The organism is Arthrobacter hankyongi (assembly GCF_022012395.1).
GTDB classification, from domain to species: Bacteria; Actinomycetota; Actinomycetes; order Actinomycetales; family Micrococcaceae; genus Crystallibacter; species Crystallibacter hankyongi.
This window is the reverse complement of record NZ_JAKLTQ010000007.1, coordinates 56,942-71,369: the sequence shown is the minus strand read 5'-3', so window position 1 is coordinate 71,369 and position 14,428 is coordinate 56,942. Positions and strand designations below refer to the sequence as shown.

General features: G+C 68.1%; 13 protein-coding genes. 5 read left to right on the top strand and 8 right to left on the bottom strand.

What is annotated here, in order from left to right:
- Positions 1-2 precede the first annotated feature (2 nt).
- From LVY72_RS11385 to LVY72_RS11355, 7 genes are all read right to left on the bottom strand, one after another.
- Entirely contained in the window at positions 3-1,451 is a 1,449-nt protein-coding gene (locus LVY72_RS11385; protein WP_237820897.1) for an aspartate ammonia-lyase, read from the bottom strand.
- Positions 1,441-2,658, bottom strand: coding sequence for a M20 family metallopeptidase (locus LVY72_RS11380; protein WP_237820895.1), 1,218 nt, complete (start codon positions 2,656-2,658; stop codon positions 1,441-1,443). Before LVY72_RS11380 ends, LVY72_RS11385 begins: the two co-directional genes overlap by 11 nt.
- Positions 2,655-3,329: a DUF1028 domain-containing protein gene (locus tag LVY72_RS11375; protein WP_237820893.1), complete on the bottom strand. Its 675-nt coding sequence runs from the start codon at positions 3,327-3,329 to the stop codon at positions 2,655-2,657. The genes LVY72_RS11380 and LVY72_RS11375 overlap by 4 nt, the downstream gene beginning before the upstream one ends.
- Positions 3,330-3,362: 33 nt before the next feature.
- Positions 3,363-3,779 carry a RidA family protein gene (locus LVY72_RS11370; RefSeq protein WP_237820891.1) on the bottom strand — a complete coding sequence of 139 codons (417 nt, stop codon included), beginning with the start codon at positions 3,777-3,779 and terminating at the stop codon, positions 3,363-3,365.
- Positions 3,776-5,236, bottom strand: a complete 1,461-nt coding sequence (locus tag LVY72_RS24680; protein ID WP_237820889.1) for a 4-hydroxyphenylacetate 3-hydroxylase family protein — start codon at positions 5,234-5,236, stop codon at positions 3,776-3,778. The genes LVY72_RS11370 and LVY72_RS24680 overlap by 4 nt, the downstream gene beginning before the upstream one ends.
- Positions 5,233-5,838 (bottom strand): flavin reductase family protein, encoded by a 606-nt coding sequence (locus LVY72_RS11360; RefSeq protein WP_237820887.1) that lies wholly within the window; start codon positions 5,836-5,838, stop codon positions 5,233-5,235. The genes LVY72_RS24680 and LVY72_RS11360 overlap by 4 nt, the downstream gene beginning before the upstream one ends.
- 213 nt (positions 5,839-6,051) lie before the next feature.
- Positions 6,052-6,960: a LysR family transcriptional regulator gene (locus LVY72_RS11355; protein WP_237820885.1), complete on the bottom strand. Its 909-nt coding sequence runs from the start codon at positions 6,958-6,960 to the stop codon at positions 6,052-6,054.
- Positions 6,961-7,071: 111 nt separating this feature from the next.
- Here LVY72_RS11355 and LVY72_RS11350 point away from each other — a divergent pair, with 111 nt between their 5' ends.
- Genes LVY72_RS11350 through LVY72_RS24675 form a run of 3 tightly spaced genes read left to right on the top strand, consistent with a single transcriptional unit; the run spans position 7,072 to position 10,665 of the window.
- A complete protein-coding gene (locus LVY72_RS11350) occupies positions 7,072-8,217 on the top strand; it encodes a M20 family metallopeptidase (RefSeq protein ID WP_237820883.1) in 1,146 nt (381 codons plus the stop codon).
- Between the two features lie 19 nt (positions 8,218-8,236).
- Positions 8,237-9,109 carry an ABC transporter substrate-binding protein gene (locus LVY72_RS11345; protein WP_237820881.1) on the top strand — a complete coding sequence of 291 codons (873 nt, stop codon included), beginning with the start codon at positions 8,237-8,239 and terminating at the stop codon, positions 9,107-9,109.
- Positions 9,110-9,111: 2 nt separating this feature from the next.
- Entirely contained in the window at positions 9,112-10,665 is a 1,554-nt protein-coding gene (locus LVY72_RS24675) for an amino acid ABC transporter permease/ATP-binding protein (protein WP_308190767.1), read from the top strand.
- Between the two features lie 404 nt (positions 10,666-11,069).
- On the opposite strand, the gene LVY72_RS11330 is transcribed toward LVY72_RS24675, so the two are convergent.
- On the bottom strand, positions 11,070-12,446 hold the full coding sequence (locus LVY72_RS11330) for an MFS transporter (protein WP_237820879.1): 1,377 nt from the start codon (positions 12,444-12,446) through the stop codon (positions 11,070-11,072).
- A 315-nt stretch (positions 12,447-12,761) separates the two neighbouring features.
- Between LVY72_RS11330 and LVY72_RS11325 the strand changes: the two genes are divergently transcribed.
- Both LVY72_RS11325 and LVY72_RS11320 read left to right on the top strand, forming a co-directional pair.
- Complete coding sequence (locus tag LVY72_RS11325) at positions 12,762-13,298, top strand: type 1 glutamine amidotransferase domain-containing protein (RefSeq protein WP_237820877.1); 537 nt, start codon at positions 12,762-12,764, stop codon at positions 13,296-13,298.
- On the top strand, positions 13,291-14,298 hold the full coding sequence (locus tag LVY72_RS11320; protein WP_237820875.1) for a PDR/VanB family oxidoreductase: 1,008 nt from the start codon (positions 13,291-13,293) through the stop codon (positions 14,296-14,298). Before LVY72_RS11325 ends, LVY72_RS11320 begins: the two co-directional genes overlap by 8 nt.
- The last annotated feature ends 130 nt before the right edge of the window (positions 14,299-14,428 follow it).

Here is a 14,428-nt window from a genome sequence, read left to right as displayed (position 1 = left end):
GATCAGGTCAGCGGCAGCGGGCCGCCGGCGGCCAGCCGCAGCCCCGGGGTGGTCAGCAGTTCCGGGGCGCCGAGCACGGCCTCCAGCACGGCGTCGTCCATCAGCGCCCGGGCGCGGACGACGTCGATCACCCCGGCTCCGGTGCGCATCGCGTGCCGGGCGACCTCGGTGGCGCTGTGGTAGCCGATGTACGGCACCAGCGCGGTGACCAGCCCGATGGAATTCTCCACCCCGGCCCGCAGGCCGTCCCGGTCGGCGGTGATGCCCTCGACGCAGCGCTCGGCCAGTACCGTGCACGCGGCCGTGAGCTCGCCGAGGCTTTCGAACAGCGCCCGGGCCATGACCGGCTCGAACGCATTGAGCTGCAGCTGCCCGGCTTCGGCGGCCATGGTCACGGTCAGGTCCTTGCCGATGACGGAGAAGGCCACCTGGTTGACCACCTCGGGGATGACCGGGTTCACCTTGCCCGGCATGATGGACGAGCCGGCCTGCACGGCCGGCAGCACGATCTCGCCCAGTCCCGCGCGCGGGCCGGAGGAGAGCAGGCGCAGGTCGTTGGCCACCTTCGAGAGCTTGACCGCGATCCGCTTCAGGACACTGGAGAACTGGACCAGGGCGCCCACGTCCTGGGTGGCCTCGATCAGGTTTCCGGCCGGCACCACGGGCACGCCCGAGATCCGGGCCAGGTGGCCGCACGCCGCCGCCGCATAATCCGCGTGGGCGTTGAGCCCGGTGCCGATCGCCGTCCCGCCCAGGTTCACCTCCCGGATCAGTCCCAGTGCCTCGGCCAGGCGCAGTTCGTCTTCGGCGAGCATAACGGCGAAGGTGCCGAACTCCTGGCCCAGGGTCATCGGGACGGCGTCCTGGAGCTGGGTCCGGCCCATCTTCAGGTAGTCCCGGAACTGCACCGACTTGCGTTCCATCGCCGTCCGCAGCCCGGCCATGGCGGTCAGCAGGGAGCCGGCGGCGCGGTGCAGCCCGAGCCGCAGCGCGGTGGGGTAGACATCGTTGGTGCTCTGGCCGAGGTTCACATGCTCGATCGGGTGCAGCCGGGCGTAGTCGCCCTTGGCGTAGCCGAGCAGTTCCAGCGCCCGGTTGGCGATCACCTCGTTGGCATTCATGTTGGTGGAGGTGCCTGCGCCGCCCTGCAGGACGTCGACGACGAATTCGGCACTGAGCCGCCCGGCCTGCACCTCCCGGCAGGCCGCCATGATGGCCTCGGCGCGGCGCTGGTCCAGCTGCCCGAGCTCGCGGTTGGCCGCGGCGGCGGCCTCCTTCACGCAGCCCAGTGCCCAGACCAGGTCCGTGTGCAGGCCGATCGGCACGCCCGTCATCCGGAAGTTTTCCCGGGCCCGGGCCGTGTGCACGCCGTAGTAGGCGGCGGCCGGCACCTGCAGCTCGCCGAGCAGGTCGTGCTCTGTCCTGGTTGCGGATCCTGGCTCAGCGGACACCGAGGGCCTGCCTTTCGTCGTCGGAGGTGCTGCCGCTGTCCCGTTCCAGGCCCGCGGACATCAGGCGCCCGCGCAGGCCCGCGTCCGACGCGGCGTCGATGCAGGTGAAGGCCATGGCCTTGGCCGCATCCAGCACCGCACGGTCCGCCGCGCCGGATACGCAGTGGGCGGCGAACTCCTTCTGGTGGTTGACCGCCGGCAGCGAATCGATGCCGATGTAGGGGTGGATGGCCGGCAGCACCAGCGAGATGTTCCCCATGTCGGTGGAGGCGCGGTTCATCCGCATGTCCGGCCCGTCGTCGGCGAAGCGGCGGCCCAGCCGCACGGCATTGTCCACGTAGAGTGCCAGCAGGTCCTCGTCGGTGCGGAATTCGGAGTACGGCTTGCTTTCGGCCTCGATGTCCAGGTCGCAGCCGGTGGCCAGCGCCCCGGCCTCGAAGCAGTGCCGCACGCGCTCCTCGAGGCGGTCCAGTTCCGCCAGCGAGCCGGCCCGGACGTACCAGCGGCCCTCGGTCACCTCGGGTATCGCGTTCGGCGCCTCGCCGCCGTTGGTCAGCACGCCGTGGACCCTGGTCCCGCTGGCCAACTGCTGGCGCAGCAGGCCGATCGCCACCTGGGCCACGGTGAAGGCATCGGCGGCGTTGACGCCGCGTTCCGGGTAGGCCGCGGCGTGGGCGGCCTGGCCGCGGTAGCGGATCCTGCTGTGCGAGACGGCGAACGGTTCGGCCCGGGCCACGTCCAGCGGTCCGGGGTGGACCATCATGGCCGCATGCTGGCCGTCGAAGGCGCCGCGTTCGAGCAGTTCGATCTTGCCGCCGCCGCCCTCTTCGGCCGGGGTGCCGAACACGGTGATCCGGGCGTCCAGCGCATCGGCGATCGGGGCCAGCGCCGCGGCGGCACCCACGGCCGCCGCGGCGATGATGTTGTGTCCGCAGGCGTGGCCGAGCCCGGGCAGCGCGTCATACTCGGCGCAGATCGCCAGCCGCAGCGGCCCGCGGCCCACGCCGGCGGCAAACGCCGTCGGGAATCCGCAGAGTTCCCGGGTCACCTCGTAGCCGAACCCGGCCAGTTCGCCGCTGATCCAGCCGGCGGCCTGGTGCTCCTGCCAGCCCGGTTCCGGGTTGGCGTGGATCCGGTGGGAGAGTGCCAGGATGCGGCCGGACAGGGTGTCGATGCGGCCGGCGGCCGCGTCCTTGAGGCTTTTCACAGGTCCCCCGGCACCCCGTAGCTCGGGGCGAGGGAGGGCTGGACCGCGCGCAGCTTGTAGTCGCGCTTCTGCGGACGCCACAGCTCCCAGATCCCGGAAAGCTGGCCGATCGGGTCCTCCTCTGCCCAGTCCACACGCAGGTCCGTGACCGCCCACGGCACATCTTCGACGACGACGAGGCCGGCCGAGTGCTCCGGGCCTTCCTCGCCGCCGGCGTCGCGGCCTGCCAGCAGGCCGGCCAGCAGCCGGTCCTCGAACTCGCCGCCGGCCGAGGCATACGCCTCGGCGATGGCGTCGACGACGCCGGGCGAGGCGAGCAGGTTGCCCGCCGCGACCGCGCCGTCGAGCTCCACCGTACGGTGCGTGCCCAGCGTCCGGGCGCCGCTGAAGGCGGCGGTGCGTCCGTCGCGCCCGACGGCGGTGAGCTGGCGGTACTCGGTCTCCGGCTCCCGGGCCAGCAGCTTGGCCATCGCCTCCTCGGCCGGCGAACCGGACTCCAGCAGATCCAACAGCTTCGCGCCGAGGCCGGGATCGGTGATGTTCTGCGAGGCCACCGCCCCGGTCCCCGGCCGCAGGTGGACGCAGCGCGCCGCCACGGAGGGGCTGGACGAGGTGACAACCATGCCGAACGCGCCGGTGGCGGCATCCCTGGCTACAAGTGAGAAAGTCATAGGATCTCCTGAAATCTGGTTCTTCGAGGTTGTTCAGTTCTTGCTGATCACGGCGGTCGCGTCGATTTCGACCAGCCACTCGGGCCGGGCCAGCGCGTCGACCACGATCCCGGTGGAGACCGGGTAGACGCCCTTGAGCCAGCGGCCCATGGTCCGGTACACCGGCTCCCGGTAGCGGGGGTCGATGATGTAGACGGTCACCTTGACGATGTCCTCGAGGCTGCTGCCGGCCTCCTTGAGCAGCAGGTCGATGTTGGCCATGGCCTTTTCGGCCTGGGCCTCGACGTCGCCGATGCCGACGGATTCGCGGGTCTCGAGGTCCTGGCCGATCTGGCCGCGCAGGTAGACCACGCCGTTGGCCACCACGGCCTGGCACAGGTCGTTGTCCAGCTGCTGCTCGGGATAGGTGTCCCTGGTGTTGAATTTGCGGAGCCGGGTATGGGTGCTCATGCGCGCGATCCGTCCACCTTCTCGGAGAGGTTGGCGGCGGCCTTGACCAGGTCCAGCGGCCCGTTCCAGTCGAAGTTGCGGTAGACGGCGCCGAGCTGGGCGAACGGCGGGGACTGGGCGAACAGCTGGAAGGTCAGCCGGTGCCCGGCGTAGTCGCTGTTGAGCAGGTCGCGGGCGAAGGCCAGCAGCCGGCGGCGGTCCTCGGCCACCCAGTTCTCGTTGATGGTGTAGAACTTCTCCAGCCAGGGCGAGACTTCCGGGTCGCTGAAGGTGGCCGCATCCGGGGTGATGCAGATCTGGCCGCCGCACAGCTCCCGGGCCACGTGCATCATGGCCGGCAGCTGGGACAGGGCGAAGACCCGGCCGGTGTAGAGCAGGGACTGGTTGGGCATCAGCAGGCCGCCCGGGCTGGTCTCGGCGTTGGCGACCGCGGCGGTCAGGTGCGCGTTGATGCCTTCGCGGTAGCAGGCCAGCTGGGCGAGCTTCTCCTGCACCGCCTGCTGCTTTTCCAGACCCGTCTGCTTCACGTTCCACAGCGCGGAGCCGATCATCAGATCCGCCAGGTGCAGGGTGCGCTGGACAAACGGGAACGCGCTGTAGCGGTGCAGGGTGGAGCGGATGAACGCGGCGGCCCTGGTGTGGCGGTAGAACAGCACGTCCTCCCACGGGATCTCGACATTGTCGAAGACCACCAGGGATTCGACTTCGTCCACCCGGTTGGCCAGCGGGTAGTCGGCGGCCGGGGCGCGGCCGGCGAAGCCGTTGCGCGAAATGAACTTCAGCCCGGGGCTGGAGAGGTCCACCACGAAGCCGACGGCGTAGTCGGAGAGCTTGTCGTTGCCCCAGTTGGCGATGGTGGGCTTGGTGAAGGCCTGGTTGGCGTAGGCGGCGGCGGTTTCGTACTTGGCGCCGCGGACCACGATCCCGTTGTCCGTTTCCTTCACCACATGCAGCAGCATGTCGGGGTCCTGGTCCTGCGGGGCCTTGGAACGGTCGCCCTTGGGATCGGTGTTGGCGGAAATGTGGAACGGATCGCCCTTGATGGTGCGGGCGATGTGCCGGCGGATGTTCTCCGAGAAGCGCGGGTCCACCTCGTTGAGCACGTCCTGGCCGTCGTAGAGCGACCACATCTCGCCGATGGTCTCGTCGCCGACCCGGGTGACCACGCCGCCGGCTTCGCGTTGGACCAGTTCCACGGCGGCGCGCTTGTCCAGCCAGTCCTGCTGGGTCTTCGGCAGCCGGTTGGCGATCGCGTTGGGTTCGCCGGTCTGGTCGTCCGCATAGGTCATGACCTGGCGGGAGTGCTCTTCGTGGGCCAGGTCGTAGATCCTGGCCCGGACGTCCACCACGGGCTTGAACATCGGGTGGGTGGTCACGTCGGTGACCTTCTCGCCGTCGATCCAGATCTGTCGGCCGTCGCGGATCGACTCGCGGTATTCGTCTCCTGTGCGGATCACTGGGAATCCTCCTTCTTCTGCTGGCGGTAGGTGGGGCCGGAGCCCGGGTAGTCGGGGAAGACCGAGGGTTCGATGGGCTCGGGCTTGGCGTAGGTCTGGGCGCTGTAGATCAGCGGTTCGGCCTCGTGCGAGTCGACGGAGGTGACCCGGCCGATGTAGACCAGGTGCGTGCCGGCCTCGACGGTTTCGTGGACCGTGCAGTCGAAACTGGCGACGGCGTCGCGGATCCGCGGCGAGCCCGACGGCGCATCGACCCATTCGCCGCAGGAAAAGTCCCAGCGTTCCTTGCCCGGCCACGGCCGGCCGGCGAAGGTGTCGGCCACGTGGTCGTGCTGCTTGCCCAGGACATTGACGTTGAAGACGCCGTGCTCGCGGATCGCGGCGTTGATCGGGCTGCGCGCATTGATGCACACCAGCACCAGCCGCGGATCCGCCGAGACCGAGCACATGGCGCTGACGGTCTGCGCGAACCGCCCGGCCGGCCCGCCGGTCGACACCACGGTGACGCCGGTGGCAACCCGTCCCATGGCGGCTATGAATTCATCCCGGGGTGCCCCGGCGGCCCGGGCGTTGGTGGCCGCATCCTTGGTTGACATGGACATCTGGCCGCTCCCTTCCACTTGTGCGGTTGCTTGCACCAAGTATTGGAAGCGGCGGTGGTATGTGTCCAACAGAAGTTTTCGCCCTTATCCATCGAAAAAACAGATGGCTTGAAACCGCCGGGAAACAGTCTGGAAACGGGCGGGGTGAATAAGCGCGGGGCAGCAGGGTCCCTGCGTGGCGCGCCCGCGGCACGAAGGGCCTGCCCCGATCGGTTAAGTGAGGGCGCCCCGGCATTCGTCGATGAACGCCGTCGCCCGGCGGGTCAGGCGCACCCCGGACAGGTGCACCGCGCACACGTTCAGGCCGCGCGGCGCGCCGCTGAGCTGTTTCGTGACGAACCCGCGGCCCTCGTAGCTCATGTTGATGTTGGTGCGCTGGCTCAGGATCGAATACCCCAGTTCCCGGGCGACCAGGGCGCGCACCATTTCGAAGCTGGTGGTCCGGAACCTGATGTTCGGTTCGAGGTCCTCGGCGGCGAAGAAGGAGAGGAAGTAGTCCCCGCCGGGCGGCAGGTCGAACAGGATCAGCGGCTCGGGCGCCAGCTGCTGCAGCGAGAGGGCGCCGTTGTCGGCGAATTTGTGGTGTTCGGGAAGCACGACATACGGCGGGGTGGCGGCCAGCACGTGCGAGCTCAGGTCGCGCGGGAAGCCGCGGCGGTCGAAGTCGTAGTCATAGAGCAGGGCCAGGTCGAGCGAGCCGTTGCGCAGCTGCTCCTCCAGCGTCAGGTGCGAGCCCTCCACGAAGCTCAGGTCCACCCCGGGATGATGCTCGGTGAAGCTGGCAATAATGCGCGGCAGCAGGATCGGGGCGAGCGTGCTGTAGCAGCCCACCACCAGGCGCCCCGAAAGCGATTCGCTGGCTTCCCGGGCGGAGTTCTTCAGATCGTCCACGCCGGCCAGCAGGCGGCGCGCGTCGGCCAGCACCTGCTGCCCCACGCCGGTCAGGGACAGCCCGCGCGCATGCCGGATGAAGACCTGCACGCCCACGGCCTCTTCCAGGTCCGCCAGCGCGGTGGAGACGGCCGACTGGGACAGATACAGCCGGCCGGCGGCGGCCGTCACGCTGCCGGTCTCCGCCGCCGCAACCAGGTACTCGAGCTGCCGGAGGGTCACGCTAGACATAGATTTTTTAGAAACCCTTCATCGATTACATCTGTTTTACATGGTTATCCGCAGACTGCATAGTCGTTCTATTCCCGAACTGCCCACAACACCGAAAGGGATGGAGCCGGCATGACCGACCCGGAACTTGATCTGCTGCTGAAGACCTTGTCCATCGATTCGACCTGGGGCCGGGAAAAGGAGCTCGCGGAATTCATCGCCGGCCAGCTGCACAGCTGGGGCGTCGACGACGTCGAACTGGTCGAATCCATGCCCGGCCGGCACAGCGTCGGCGGGCGGCTCCGCGGCACCGGCGGCGGCAGGTCGCTGCTGCTCAACGGCCACCTGGACACCTACGAGGTGTCGCCGGACTGGACCAGGGACCCGTTCGGCCCCGTCGTCGAGGACGGCAAGGTCTACGGGGCCGGGATCGCCGACATGAAGGCCGCCACCACGGCGTCGCTGGCCGTGCTGCGGCGCATCGCCCTCTCCGGCTCGCGGCCCAAGGGCGACGTCGTCTTCCAGGGGGTTTCGTGCCACTTCGAAGGCGGGGTCGGCACCCGCTCCCTGCTGGAAGCCGGCTTCACCGCCGACGGTGCGATCTGCGGCGAGCCGACCGACAACACCATCGGGACGGTGCACCGCGGTGCCGCGTACCTGAAGATCACCACCTACGGCGTCCAGGCCCATACCTCCGCAAAGCAGCTGGGACTGAATGCGATCGAGACCATGGAGCCGATCCTGGCCGGCATGCGCCGGCTCGAAGGCATGATGCCCTACACCCCGCACCCGGAACTTCCCGGCGGGCCGAACCTGAACATCGGCACCATCCGCGGCGGGACCAAGCACAACCAGGTCCCGGACCGCTGCGAAATGACCTGCGACATCCGCCTGCTGCCCTCGCAGGACCCGTACGACGTCAGGCTCCAGGTGGAGCAGATGATCGGGGACCTGAAGGCCGAAGATCCGCGGATCGAGGCCACCGTGGAGTTCAGCGACCACTGGCTCAGCGGCCCGCGGCTGCCCTACGAGATCGACAGGACCTCCCCGATCTCGGTGGCGGCCGCCGAGGCGGTGTCCCGTGCCGGTGCCGAACCGGTGTACCGCGGCATCCAGTTCTGGACCGACATGGTCCCGCTGAAGCAGTTCGGCATCCCCGCGGTGAACATCGGGCCCGGCACCCCGCCATACAGCTGGGCGGACGAATGGGTCGAACTGGCCAAGTACCGGGAAATCATCGACATCTACAACAACGCAGTCAACCTGTGGTGCAACTGAGCCCCTACGAAAGGCAGCCATGAAAATCTCCCAGAAATCTGCCCTGCTGGCGGGCGCGGCCACCCTCGCCCTGGCCCTGAGCGCGTGCGGCGGCAGCGGCAGCGTAACAGGATCCACCGCCGAAGCCGGTGCCAAGGCAAAAGTCGAAACCAACACCGCCGGCATCCTGAATGTCGGCACCGACCTGACCTATCCGCCCTACGACATGCTGGAGAACGGCAAGCCGGCAGGCTTCGACGTCGAGTTCATGGACGCGATGTCCGCCGAGCTGGGCCTGACGCCGAAGTACACCGATACCCGGTTTGCCCAGATCGTCGCCGGCATCAAGGCCGACCGCTACGACGTGATCGCCTCCACGCTCTACGTTTCCTCCGCCCGGGACAAGGAAGTGGACTTCGTGCCCTACTTCCAGACCGGCAATTCCATCATCGTGAAGCAGGGCCAGCCGGCCCTGGCCACGGCCCAGGACCTCTGCGGCAAGCAGGTCGGCGTGGTCACCGCGACGGTCATTGCCAAGATCCTGCCCGCCGCCGAAAGCGACAAGTGCAAGAAGGCTGGCAAGGGCGCCATTACGGTGAAGGAATTCCCCACCGACCCGGAGGCCACTCAGGCGCTGCTCTCGGGCCAGGTCGATGCCCAGATGACGGACGCCGCGGTGGCCAAGACCGCCGTCGAAAAGTCCAAGGGACGGCTGAGCCTGAGCAGCCAGCAGCTGATCTACCCGATCGCCGTCGGCCTGGCCGTGCAGGAGGGCAATGCGAAGATGCAGAAGGCGCTCGAGGACGGGCTGGAGGCCATGAAGGCTTCGGGCAAGTACGACGAGCTGCTCCAGAAGTACAACCTGGAGGCCGTTGACCCCGCGGTGCTCGAGGAATCGCTGAAGCAGGCCTGACCATGACATTCGACTGGGCCTACACGTTCTCGCTCTTCGCCGACCCCAACCTGTGGCGGGCGGCCGGCGTCGTCGTCGCCCTGAGCCTGCTGTCCTGGGTGATTGCCAACGTCGCCGGCATCGGCCTGGCGCTGATGAAGGAATCGCGTTCCCGGGCGCTCGCCGGCATCGCCGGGGCCTATGTGTGGCTGTTCCGCAGCCTGCCGCTGCTGGTGCTGCTGGTCTTCGCCTACAACGTTCCGCAGGTCTTCCCCGCCACCCAGGTGGTCCTTGGATCCTCGTTCAACGCCGCGCTGATCGCGCTGGTGCTCAGCGAGGCGGCCTACATGGCCGAAATCCACCGCGGCGGGCTGCTCTCCGTCTCGGTCGACCAGCGCGAAGCCGCCAAGGCGCTCGGCCTGCCGTACGGCTACGTACAGCGCCACGTCGTCATCCCGCAGGCCTTCCGGATCGCGCTGCCGTCGCTGGGCAACGAGTTCGTCTCCATCCTCAAGCTCACCTCGCTGGCCAGCGTCATCTCGCTGGAGGAGATCCTGCTGGTCGGCCAGCGCCTGTACACGCAGAACTTCATGGTGCTGGAGACGCTGCTGGCGGTGGCGGTGTTCTACGTCCTGCTGGTCACGGTCTTCGACCGGCTGCGCGACCTGCTCGAGCGCAAGCTCGATGTCAGCCGCCGCCGCCCGACCGTCCACGGCGAACCCGACGCCGCCGCAGCCGGCAGCGTGGTCCGGGGGCGCGAGCGTGTCGCGCATTCGGGCAAGACACTGGTGAGCGCTGCCGGCGTCACCAAGTCCTTCCACGGTAACCAGGTGCTCAAGGGTGTCGACGTCGAGGTGCATGCCGGGGAAGTCGTCGTCGTCATCGGCCCGTCCGGGTCCGGCAAGACGACGTTCGTGCGGACCCTGAACCACCTGGAGCCGGCCGACGGCGGCAGCATCGAGGTCAACGGCCAGCTGATCGGCAACAAGCGGGGGCAGAACGGCCGCGTGGTGGCCCTCTCGGACCGCGAACTGAGCGTCCAGCGCCGCGGCGTCGGCATGGTCTTCCAGCGCTTCAACCTGTTCCCGCACAAGACGGTGCTGGAAAACATCACGCTGGCCCCCGTGCAGCTGGGCCTGATGAAGGCCGACGAAGCCACGGAGTTCGGCAGGTCCCTGCTGCGCAAGGTCGGCATGTCGGTCCATGCCAACAAGTACCCGCACCAGCTTTCCGGCGGCCAGCAGCAGCGCGTGGCCATCGCCCGGGCCCTGGCCATGAAGCCGGGCGTGATGCTCTTCGACGAGCCGACGTCCGCGCTGGACCCGGAACTGGTGTCCGAGGTGCTGGCCGTCATCGCCGAACTGGCCCAGGAGGGCATGACCATGGTCATCGTCACGCATGAGATGAAGCTGGCCCGGGATGTCGCCGACTGGGTGGTCTTTATGGAGGATGGCAACGTGGTCAAGCAGGGCCCGCCGGAGACGATCTTCGGGCCCGACGCCGAACCTCGGATCAGGCGCTTCGTCCAGAGCGTTTCGGATGTTCCGCTCGAGGTGCAAGCGCCGACGGCGCAGTAGCAGGCCCAAACCCGGTCCCGAGGCGCCGTCCGGCATGATGCCGGACGGCGCTTTTGGTGCGTGAACGGTGCGCATCGGGTCCTGCGGCGGCGATGCCGGTGGCCTGGTCGCGCCGTCGCCCGGCCGGGCCGCCGGACACTCCACGGGGAAATCGGCGGGAAGCGGCCGCGAAGGGCGGTCCCAGCGGCCGGATGCCGGCCGGATCCACGCCTGCCGGGGAGGCCGCGGCGCCCGCGCTGCCTCGGCTACAAGCCTTCCCGCGTCGTGCGGGGGCGGCTACGGCATCACTGGGAGACCGGATTCCCGGCAGTCTCAGAAGGTTCTCTGGTGCCCTGCATGACAAAGGTTCTGTGGTCCGCCGAAAGTTTCGGCGGACCACAGAACCCTGTTCTCTCCAGAGCCGTCTACAGCCGTCCGGTGCTGGAGGTGACGGACTGGTCCAGCTGGCCGGACGGTGCTTCGGCCCGGCCGGCGTAGTCCTCGGCGCCGAGCAGGTCGATGCCCTTGGTCTCCTTCATGGTCAGGATCGCGACGAGCCCGATGATGCCAACCAGGACGAGGTAGAAGGCCGGCATCATGGTGTTGCCGGTCTGCGCGATCAGCCAGGTCAGGACGTAGGGCACGGTGCCGGCGAAGATGGCCGCGGTGATGCTGTAGGCGATGGACAGCCCGGTCTGCCGGGTGCGGGTCGGGAAGAGTTCGGCGACGGCACAGGCATGGACACCCAGGATGATGGCCAGGATGATGCCGAGGCCCAGGGTGCTGACGAAGCCGGCCCACGGCGCGCCTGACTGCATAACGAGGAAGAGCGGGATGGCCAGCACAATGAGCAGCACGGCCGAGGCGATCAGCAGCGGCCTGCGGCCGATGCGGTCCGAGGCAGCTCCGAAGAGCGGGACCAGGATCAGGCCGGCGATCGAGGCAACGGTGGACAGCAGCGCGGCATTGTCCGCGCTCATCTTCAGGGTTTCTTCCTGGTAGGTGAGCAGGTAGACAAGCACGATGTAGAAGGTCACGTGCATCATGATTTCGACGCCGCTCATCTGCAGCAGCTGCTTCCAGTGCCGGGTGAACACTTCCTTCACCGGGCTCTGCGGCACGTTGTCCAGTTCCTCAAGGGACCGGAACTCGGGGGTGTCTTCGATCTTGGTGCGGATGTAGAAGCCGATCAGGCCCAGCGGGACGGTCAGCAGGAAGGGAATGCGCCAGCCCCAGTCCTGGATGGTCTCGGCGCCCATGAGGACATTGAGCAGGTACACGACCAGGGAAGCGGCCAGGAAGCCCAGCAGGCTGCCGACTTCCAGCCAGCTGACCCCGAAGCCGCGGTGCCGGCGCGGGGAGTACTCGGCCAGGAAGGCGGCCGCGCTGCCGAACTCCCCGCCGGCGGCCAGGCCCTGGACCACGCGGGCGGCGATGAGCAGCACCGGCGCCCAGAGGCCGATGGTGCTGTAGGTCGGCAGCAGCCCGACCACCAGCGTGGCGCCGGACATGGACAGGATGACGATGGACAGGGTTTTCTTCCGGCCGACCCTGTCGCCGAGGGTTCCGAAGATCAGGGCGCCGAGCGGGCGCACCCCGAACGAAATGGCGAAGACTGCGAAGACGGACAGCAGCGCCGCCGTGCCGTCCTGCTCGGGGAAGAAGACCTTGGCGATGGTTGAGGCGAGGTAGGCGTAGACGGCCCACTCGAACCAGTGGACGAACACGCCGATCGAACCTGCCGTGACGCTCTTGCGCAGGCCCTTCTGGCTGACGAGGGCTTCAGGACGTGTACTGCTCACATTTCCTCCTGGCGGGGCGGGACGGGAAGTGCTGCGGGACATGCTTTCGGGCGGGCGGCAGACGGGCCGCGGGACTTGCTGTCCGGAGTCATGGATCTCCTCGGAAGACTCAAGGTGTGGTGAGTCACAAGTGTTCTGCTTTAACGAACACGCGTCAAGAGATTTGGGGAATATTTAATTCTGCCGAAACATTCTGCCCCTGCTGCGGCATCAGGGGCGCGGCATCCAAGGCATTGGGGCGCGAGCTGTTGACAGGTGTTTGATTTAACAGAACACTTGATGCATTCATAACCGTCGTTACCGAAGGGATGCCCGATGGAGCTCAAAGACGCCGCCGTCGCGATCTTGACCGCGGACTATTTTGAAGAGTCAGAGGTCCTCTTTCCTTACTACAGGCTGCTCGGTACCGTGCGCCGCCTTGTTGTTGCCACGCCCGGGGGCGCTCCGGTCAAGGGCAAGGGCGGCTTCGGCCCGTTTGCCGCCCAGGTGGGATTTCCGGACCTGCAGGCCGCGGAGTACGACGCCGTGCTGGTCCCGGGCGGCTTCGCCCCGGACCTGGTCCGCCGCAGCCCGGAGGCGCTGGAGTTCCTCCGCAGGATGGACCAGGCCGGCAAGCCGATCGCCATGATATGCCATGGGGCGTGGGTGGCCATCTCCGCCGACATTCTTGACGGCCGGCGCATGACCAGCGTGCCGTTCATCCGGCCCGAGGTGGAAGGGGCGGGAGCCAAATGGGTCGACGAGCCGGTGGTCGTGGACGGAAACCTTGTGACTTCCCGCGTGCCCGCCGACCTGGACGCCTGGATGAACGGGTTCCTCGAGGTGCTGTCCGGGGTGGATGGCAATGACTGATGTGGCCGTGGCCGGGGCACAGGCCGGTCGAAAGGTGGCCGAAGCCGTTTACAGCGTCCGCGTGTCCGGCCGGCAGCTGGTGGGCGAAGACATTGTCTCGCTGGACCTGGTGCGGCTGGACGGCGAACCGTTTCCCGCGTGGGAACCTGGCTCGCACATCGACCTTTTCCTCGGCGAGGACGAGCTGGGCGGGACGGTCTGCCGGCAGTACTCGCTGTGGGGGCCGGTCGAGGACCGGTCCGTCTGGCGCATCGGCGTCCTGAAGGATCCCAAGAGCCGTGGTGGCTCCGTGCGGGTGCACGAGAGGCTGCTCAAGGGCGCCGAACTGAGGGTGCGCGGGGCACGGAACCATTTCCCGCTGCAGCCGGCGGACTCCTATGTGTTCTTCGCCGGCGGCATCGGCATCACCCCGATCCTGCCGATGGTCCGCGCGGTGGAACGGTCCGGGCGGCCGTGGAAGCTCTACTACATGGCGCGCAACCGGCAGCGCCTTGCGCTGCTGGACGAGATTGCCCGGCTGCCTGCCGGCAACGTGGTGCTGCATTGCGACGACGAGAGCGGCCTGATCGATCTGGCCGGCATCACCGCGGCGCTCGGAACCGCGGACCACGTCTACGCCTGCGGGCCGGGTCCGCTGCTCGATGTGCTGGAGACCATGGCGGCCGACGCCGGCCGCTGGACGTTCCACTGCGAACGCTTCGCCGCCGCTCCGCCGGCGTCCGGCACCGAGGACAAGCCGTTCGAGGTGGTCCTGGCCAGGTCCGGGCGCACCCTGCAGGTCCCGGCGGGCGTCTCGTGCCTGAAGGTGCTGCGCGAGGCCGGCGCCGACGTGGACTGGTCCTGCAGCGAGGGCGTCTGCGGCACCTGCGAGACGGAAGTGCTGGAGGGCGAGCCGGAACACCGTGACTCGGTCCTGACCAAGGAGGAGCGGGCCGCCAACGAGACCATGATGCCGTGCGTTTCCCGGGCCCGGAGCGCGCGGATCGTGCTCAACCTCTAGCGCAAAAAGCAAGGAGCGCAGGAAGCAACAAGGCCCCGGCAGCCATGAACTGCCGGGGCCTTGTCGCGTCCCCACACCCTCCCCGTCGACTTGCCGCTTAATGCCCTTTCCAGGTCTGAAAAGGGCATTA

Excerpts from the sequence above, each read along its gene's own strand:
- LVY72_RS24675 (WP_308190767.1), top strand. The coding sequence starts at position 9,112 with ATGACATTCGACTGGGCCTACACGTTCTCGCTCTTCGCCGACCCCAAC.
- LVY72_RS11360 (WP_237820887.1), bottom strand. The coding sequence starts at position 5,838 with ATGTCCATGTCAACCAAGGATGCGGCCACCAACGCCCGGGCCGCCGGG.
- LVY72_RS11345 (WP_237820881.1), top strand. The coding sequence starts at position 8,237 with ATGAAAATCTCCCAGAAATCTGCCCTGCTGGCGGGCGCGGCCACCCTC.
- LVY72_RS11375 (WP_237820893.1), bottom strand. The coding sequence starts at position 3,329 with ATGACTTTCTCACTTGTAGCCAGGGATGCCGCCACCGGCGCGTTCGGC.
- LVY72_RS11350 (WP_237820883.1), top strand. The coding sequence starts at position 7,072 with ATGACCGACCCGGAACTTGATCTGCTGCTGAAGACCTTGTCCATCGAT.
- LVY72_RS11320 (WP_237820875.1), top strand. The coding sequence starts at position 13,291 with ATGACTGATGTGGCCGTGGCCGGGGCACAGGCCGGTCGAAAGGTGGCC.
- LVY72_RS11325 (WP_237820877.1), top strand. The coding sequence starts at position 12,762 with ATGGAGCTCAAAGACGCCGCCGTCGCGATCTTGACCGCGGACTATTTT.
- LVY72_RS11370 (WP_237820891.1), bottom strand. The coding sequence starts at position 3,779 with ATGAGCACCCATACCCGGCTCCGCAAATTCAACACCAGGGACACCTAT.
- LVY72_RS11355 (WP_237820885.1), bottom strand. The coding sequence starts at position 6,960 with ATGTCTAGCGTGACCCTCCGGCAGCTCGAGTACCTGGTTGCGGCGGCG.